This window comes from Terriglobales bacterium (assembly GCA_035457425.1).
Taxonomy (GTDB): domain Bacteria; phylum Acidobacteriota; class Terriglobia; order Terriglobales; family Acidobacteriaceae; genus JACPNR01.
Genome location: DATIBR010000114.1, coordinates 1 through 6,927 on the forward strand (window position 1 = coordinate 1; position 6,927 = coordinate 6,927).

Sequence of the window (6,927 nt, forward strand, 5' to 3'; positions counted from 1 at the left end):
TGTGTCGGTTCCGTTCGAGCGCTCCGGCCGCCGGGCTCGTCCTGGCGGCCGCGCTTCTTGCCGCGGTCACCGCGCCCGCCTTCGCGACGCCGGAGGACGCGCTGATGCCGCTGGAGAAGTACACCACGGCCAAGGCCAAGAGCCTGGCCACGGCCCACCGCAAGGAGCTTCTGAAGTTCTCCGAGGAGATCTACAACTGCCTGCCCTGGCTCAGCGTGGCTCCGGGCCGGATCGGCTTCCCGAAGGCCAAGGACAGCACGACCGACGACCGGTATCTGTCCACCTGGGTGATCATCGATCAGCGCGAGGATCCCGCGTTCGCGGCGCTCGCGCAGGAACGACGCGTGTCGGCCATGTTCTCGCGCTACGGCGTCGACATGCTGCGGCGCATGGCCGCCCTGACCGACGTGCTCAACGACAGCAACGTCAGCGGGCTCTCGGTGGTCCTGTCGTGGCTGAAGCCCGGGACGAGTCAACCCGGCCAGCAGCCGGTCAACGAGACATTCGCGCTGTTCGTCGACAAGGGCACCGTCACGGACTTCCTGGCCAAGCGAGTGCCGCCCCAAGAGTTCACCAGCCGGGCAAAGTTCTACCTCTTCGACGGCATGGACCAGGTGGCGGGGCGCGTGCCTCTCGAGGTGTGGGAGGACTCGTTCAACTCCACGTTCAAGGTGGCGAACTACGAGCCTCCCAAGGGGGTCCGGTGCCAGTAGCCCGCTGAGGCTTGCCGCCCCGATCCGCTTCTCCGCGGAAGTCGGTGAGACCCGAGTTTCCCCCGGCCGGGGGCGTCTGTTTGACACCCCCAGGGGGTTCCGCTAGCATCAAAACCACACCATGAAGCTGCCAAATCGTCAGAAGACCCAGTTTTCCCTGGTCTATCTGTTCATCGCGCTGATGGTGGTCTTCGCGGTGCAGAGCTGGCTGCGCGCGCCGGTGACGGTGGATATCCCGATGAGCCAGTTCCTCTCCCTCGTCCGCGAGGGCAAGGTCCTCCGGGTCTCCCTGGGAGAGCGGGAGATCCAGGGCGTCCTGAAGCCCGGCGCCCTGCCCGCCCCGCCGCCCGGTCCGGGGGACAAGCTGCGCCAGCTCCTCGGGGCCCAGCAGGGCCCCACCGTGTTCACCACGGCCCGCATCCCGGCCACGGACGACTACCAGGTGGTGCGCGAGCTGGAGGCCGCGCAGGTGGAGTTCTCGGGACGCATCGAGTCCACCTTCTGGCGCGACCTGATCTCGTGGGTGGTTCCCCTGGTCCTCATGGCCGCACTCTGGGTCTTCCTGATGCGCCGGATGGGAGGCGGGCCCACCCAGGCCCTGTCTTTCGGCCGGTCCAAGGCCAAGATCTACGACCGCAAGGAGCTCAAGACCACGTTCGCTGACGTGGCGGGCGTGGAGGAAGCCAAGGCCGAGCTGATGGAGGTCGTCGACTTCCTGAAGAATCCCAAGAAGTACCAGCGTCTCGGGGGACGCATCCCCAAGGGCGTGCTGCTGGTGGGGCCGCCCGGCACCGGCAAGACCCTGCTGGCCCGCGCGGTGGCGGGCGAGGCGGACGTGCCGTTCTTCTTCCTCTCCGGCTCCGAGTTCGTCGAGATGTTCGTCGGCGTGGGCGCCGCGCGCGTGCGCGACCTCTTCGAGCAGGCGCGCCAGAAAGCGCCCGCGATCATCTTCATCGACGAGCTCGACGCGCTCGGCCGCGCGCGCGGCGCGGGCGGCTTCGGCGGCCACGACGAGAAGGAGCAGACGCTCAACCAGCTGCTGGTCGAGCTCGACGGCTTCGACCCGTCCACCGGCCTGGTGCTGCTCGCCGCCACCAAGCGGCCCGAGATCCTCGACCCCGCGCTGCTGCGCGCCGGGCGCTTCGACCGCCTGGTGCTGGTCGACCGGCCCGACAAGGCCGGCCGCATCCAGATCCTCACCGTCCACGCGAAGAAAATAAAGCTCGACCAGGACGTCACGCTGGAGCAGGTCGCCGCGCTGACACCCGGCTTCACCGGCGCCGACCTCGCCAACCTGATCAACGAGGCGGCGCTGCTCGCGACGCGCCGCGGCGCCGAAGCGGTGTCCATGGCCGACTTCAACGAAGCGGTGGAGCGCCTGATCGCCGGCCTGGAGAAGAGGAACCGCGTGCTCAATCCCACCGAGCGGCGCGTGGTCGCGCACCACGAGCTCGGCCACGCCATGGTGGCGATGGCGCTGCCCGGCACCGACCCGGTGCACAAGGTCTCGATCATCCCGCGCGGCGTGGGCGCGCTCGGCTACACCATCCAGCGCCCCACCGAGGACCGCTTCCTCATGACGCGAGCCGAGCTCGAGAACAAGATGGCGGTGCTGCTCGGCGGGCGCGCCGCCGAGGAAGTGGTGTTCGGGCATCTTTCCACCGGCGCGGCCGACGACCTCGCCAAGGTGACCGACATCGCGCGCAGCATGGTGATGCGCTACGGCATGGTGAAGAGCCTCGGCCATGTGGCCTACGAGGAAGACCAGAGCAGGTTCCTGATGACTCCGGGTATGCAGAAGAGCCGGGAATACAGCGAGGAAACGGCGCGCGAGATCGACATCGCGGTGCGCGACATCGTGAAGGCGGCCTACGAGAAGGCGCTGGGCATCCTGGCGCGCGAAAAAACGACGCTCGAGCGCTGGGCGAAGAAGCTGCTGGAGAAGGAGACGCTGGTCGAGGCCGAGCTCGACGAGCTGCGCCGCGGCCTAGCCGCGGTCGCGCCCGCGCACTAGCGCGCCAGCGCGGCGCGCTGCTCGGGGGGCGTCTGCTCCTCGTCGCGGTACAGGCCGCTGTGGAAGACGTAGGACGCGGCCGAATAAAAGGCGATCGCCTCGCGCAGCGCCCGCGCGTCGTCCACCGGCGCGACGATGTTCTTGTCCGCGTCGACGCGCAACACCTCGGTCTTGCGCCGCGGATGCAGCAGCACCATGCGGTCGCGCACCAGGTAGCCGAGGGTCTGGTAGTTGGCGACGAACGCGCGGTCCGACTCCGGCGGCGACCGCAGTACGTCGCGGCCGAAGAACTTGCTGTAGTAGTCGAAGTCGAGCAGCCCGAGCACGGTGGGCGGGATGTCGATCTGCGACATCAGCCGCTCGACGCGGCGCGGCTCGACGTGCTTCGGCGCGTAGACGAACAGCGGGATCAGGTACTTGTCGACCGGGATGCGCGCCGTGCCGCGCGCGTTGGCGCCGTGGTCGGCGGTGATCACGAACAGCGTGTCGTCGAACCAGGGCTTGGCGCGCGCCTTGTCGAGGAAGCGGCCGATCGCGTAGTCGGTGTACTTCACCGCGCCGTCGCGGCCGGTGCCCGGCGGAATGTCGATGCGGCCCGCCGGGTAGGTATACGGGCGGTGGTTGCTGGTGGTCATCACATGCACGAAGAACGGGCGCTGCGATCGGGCGGCGTGCTCGCGGTCGATCTCCTCCAGCACCTGGTCGAACAGGTTCTCGTCCGCCACGCCCCACACGGTTTCATGGGTGACGCGCGAGGACGGAATGGCGCGCCGGTCCACCGAGCGGTAGTCGTTCGCGTCGAAGAACGCGTTCATGTTGTCGAAATAGCCGTAGCCGCCGTAGGCGAAGAGCACCGCGTAGCCCTTGTCCTCCAGCACGCTGCCGAAGGAAAACAGCATGTCGTTGTGCGGCCGGCGCACGATCGACTGGCCGGGGGTGGGCGGCAGCGCGAGCGACAGCGCCTCGAGCCCGCGCACGGTGCGATTGCCGGTGGCGTAGACCTGCGAGAACCACAGGCTCTCGCGCGCCAGCCGGTCGAGGTTCGGCGTGAGCCCGCCGCGGTTGCCGTAGCTGCCGAGGAACTCGGCGCCGAGGCTCTCCACGCTGACCAGCACCACGTTCAGGTGCCGCTCGGGGCGCGGCGACCGGACGTGCCGCTCGCTGCCCTCGCCGGTCGCGCCGAGCGCGGCGCGCACCAGCTCAAGCGCCTCCCTTTGCGGGATCGTCGCGTAATGCCGCTCGTAGTCGAGCTCGTTGCGATAGTTGGCGGCGAAGAACTCGTAGAGGCCGTTGCCGGCCAGGTCATTGGCGGCGTCGTACGCGGAGAAATTCTTTTCGTCGCTGTTGACCCAGCGCAGCGTGCCGGCGCAGCCCGCGGCCAGCGCCACGACCGCGACGCCGGCGGCGCGCCACGAGAGCGGCGCACCGCCCGCGGCCCAGACGGTCTTGCGCATGAGGAATGCGCCACCGAGGGCGAGCGCGCCCAGGCCGGTCAGCACCTTGCCGACCGGGTAGCTCTGCCAGATATTGCCCAGCACCTCGTGCGTATAGAGCAGGTAATCGACTGCGATGAAATTGAAGCGCGAGCCGAATTCGTCCCAGAACAGCCACTCGGACACGGCGAGGAGCAGAGTGGCGAAGATGACGGCGGCCAGGGCCGAGAACGCGAGCAGCCGATGCGGCCAGCTGCGCGCCACGCGGTTGGGCACGAGCGCCAGCCAGAGCACGAGCGGCGCGGTGACGTAGCAGGCCGCGACCAGGTCGAAGGCGAGGCCGTAGAGGAACACGCGGCTCCAGTCGGCGATCCCGCCCGGCAGGACGACATCCGGGCGCAGCGCGAGCAGCGCGCGCGACAGCGTGGAAATCGCGACGAAGCACGCCGCGGCGACCAGCGCAGGGAGAAAACGGCGGGGAATGCGCATGCCGGCGGCAACCTACGCTACGCAGCTTACGGCAACATTAACGATCAGCTCTTCAGGAGGCGCTGCGGCTGGTTCAGCTTGCGCCAGCGCGCGGCGGCCTCGTCGTCGGACTCGAGGGCGTTCACCCAGCGCGCGCCCTCCGGATGGTGCTCCTTCTTCCAGAACGGCGCCTGGGTCTTCAGGTAATCCATGATGAACTGGCAGGCCGCGAACGCGTCGCCGCGGTGCGAGCTCGCGATCGCCACCAGGACGATCTGGTCGCCGGGCTGCAGCTCGCCGTAGCGGTGGATCACCACGAGGTCGAGAACCTGCCAGCGCGAGCGCGCCTCCTCGACGATCTTCTTGATCGCGTTCTCGGTCATGCCCGGGTAGTGCTCGAGCGTCATCGCCACGTCGCGCACCACGCCGACGAAGCTCGCCACCGCGCCGGTGCGCGTATTCATCGAGATTTCGATCACCTCGGTCGAAAGGTCGAAATCCTCGGCTTGCACCGATACCTTCATGTCAGCCGCCCGTCACGGGTGGGAAAAAAGCGACCTCGTCGCCCGGGTTGAGCGGCGCGTTGGCGCCCGCCATGTCCTGGTTGACCGCCACGCGCACCACCTTCATGTCGGCGAGCGCTTCCTGCCACGCGCCGCCGCGGCGCATGAGGTGCATGCGCAGCCCGGCCACCGTGCTCGCCGAATCGGGGATCTCGACCACCTCGGCCGCGGTGCCGATGCGCTCGCGCAGGTTCGCGAACAGGAGGACTTTCACTTTCACCCGAGTTTCACCTATAGAGCTCCGAGTAAGGCAGGAAGCGCACCAGCTCGCCCTTGCGGATCGCCTTGCCGGCGGGATTGTCGACCAGCCCGTCGGCCCACGCGGTGGAAGTGAGCACCGCGGAATCCTGGGTCGGATACAGATCGAGCCCGCCCGCGCCGTTCCATTTTACGCGCAGGAACTCGCGCCGCGCGTCGGGCTCGGTCCAGTCGAAGTCCGCCCTGGCCGTGAGGTTTCTCGGAGTCACTTCCTTCAAGCCCTGGGTGCGCAGGAGGAATGGCCGCACGAAGATGAGAAAAGTCACGAAGCTCGAGACTGGATTCCCGGGCAGGCCGATGAAGAAGGAATTCTTGATGGAACCAAAGGCCAGGGGGCGCCCCGGCTTCATGGCGATGCGCCACATCAGCAGCTTGCCCTCCGCCTCGACCGCCGGCTTCACGTAGTCCGCCTCGCCCACCGAAACGCCGCCCGAGGTCACGATCAGGTCGCATTCGGCCGCCGCGCGCCGCAGCGCCTCGCGCGTCGCTTCCAGCGTATCCGGGACGATGCCGTAGTCGTGCACCTCGCAGCCGAACACTTCGCCCAGCCCGCGCAGCGTGAAGCGGTTCGAGTTGTAGATGCGCCCGGGCGCGAGCGGCTCGCCCGGCATCACGAGCTCATCGCCGGTAAAGAACAATCCCAGCCGGACTTTTCTGAACACCGGGAGGCTCTTGATGCCCACCGACGCGGCGAGGCCCGTGTCCTGCGGCAGCAAGCGCTTGCCCGCCGGCAGGATCTCCCCGCCCTTCTTCACGTCGCTGCCGGTGCGGCGGATCCATTCCCCGGGCTTGGGTTTGTTGTTAATAAAAACCTGGTCGCCTTCGGCGCTGGTGTGCTCCTGCATGACCACGGCGTCGGCCCCCGGGGGGATCGGCGCGCCGGTGAAGATGCGCGCCGCGCTGCCCGGCTCGAGCGGCTTGCCGACCGAGCCGGCCATGATTTTTTGCTTTACGGTGAGACGCGAACCGTCGGCAACTCGAACGGCAAACCCGTCCATCGCGCTGTTGTCCATCGGCGGCACGTCCATGGTGGAGCGCTGCGCGCGCGCGAGGATGCGGTTGGTTGCCTCGAGCGTCGGCACCTCTTCGATTTCGCCGACCGGCTTCGCCTCGGCGAGCAGCCGCGCGAGCGCTTCGTCGACGGAAAGGAGGTTTTGATTCATGACAAACGAAGATGGGCAAGCACGAAGCGCGCGATTCCCTCAATATCGTTGAGATCGAGAAGCGGCAATTTTGTCTCGATCTTCGCGTCGCTGGCTACCGCAACGATGTGCGGGTCGTTCGGGTGCAGCAGCGCCTCGCCGGTCTCCTTGCGCCACACCTCGAGCTTGGGAATCGGGGCGTGCTTGAAGCCCTCGACCAGCAAGAGGTCGCAGGGCGAGACGCGCTTCACCTGCTCATCGAACGACGGCTCGTGCGCGCCGCGCAGCTCGTGCATCAGCACCCAGCGGCGCGACGAGGTGACGAGGATCTCCTGC

7 protein-coding genes are annotated in these 6,927 nt (G+C 68.0%); 2 read left to right on the top strand and 5 right to left on the bottom strand.

The window, feature by feature from the left end; translation table 11 throughout:
- Window positions 1-713: hypothetical protein (locus VLA96_08455; GenBank protein ID HSE49221.1), on the top strand; the 713-nt coding region annotated here is incomplete at its 5' end.
- A gap of 121 nt (window positions 714-834) precedes the next feature.
- Window positions 835-2,727: an ATP-dependent zinc metalloprotease FtsH gene (gene ftsH, locus VLA96_08460; GenBank protein HSE49222.1), complete on the top strand. Its 1,893-nt coding sequence runs from the start codon at window positions 835-837 to the stop codon at window positions 2,725-2,727.
- On the opposite strand, the gene VLA96_08465 is transcribed toward ftsH, so the two are convergent.
- The 5 genes from VLA96_08465 to VLA96_08485 all read right to left on the bottom strand — a co-directional run.
- Window positions 2,724-4,649 (bottom strand): sulfatase-like hydrolase/transferase, encoded by a 1,926-nt coding sequence (locus VLA96_08465; GenBank protein HSE49223.1) that lies wholly within the window; start codon window positions 4,647-4,649, stop codon window positions 2,724-2,726. The genes ftsH and VLA96_08465 overlap by 4 nt on opposite strands.
- 44 nt (window positions 4,650-4,693) lie before the next feature.
- Window positions 4,694-5,152 (bottom strand): molybdenum cofactor biosynthesis protein MoaE, encoded by a 459-nt coding sequence (locus tag VLA96_08470; GenBank protein HSE49224.1) that lies wholly within the window; start codon window positions 5,150-5,152, stop codon window positions 4,694-4,696.
- Window position 5,153: 1 nt separating this feature from the next.
- The gene (moaD, locus tag VLA96_08475) at window positions 5,154-5,411 is read right to left on the bottom strand and encodes a molybdopterin converting factor subunit 1 (protein ID HSE49225.1); all 258 of its coding nucleotides are present in this window, start codon (window positions 5,409-5,411) and stop codon (window positions 5,154-5,156) included.
- Between the two features lie 7 nt (window positions 5,412-5,418).
- Window positions 5,419-6,612, bottom strand: a complete 1,194-nt coding sequence (gene glp / locus VLA96_08480) for a gephyrin-like molybdotransferase Glp (GenBank protein HSE49226.1) — start codon at window positions 6,610-6,612, stop codon at window positions 5,419-5,421.
- On the bottom strand, window positions 6,609-6,927 hold a 319-nt coding region (locus VLA96_08485), incomplete at its 5' end, for a molybdopterin-guanine dinucleotide biosynthesis protein MobB (GenBank protein ID HSE49227.1). The genes glp and VLA96_08485, both read right to left, overlap by 4 nt.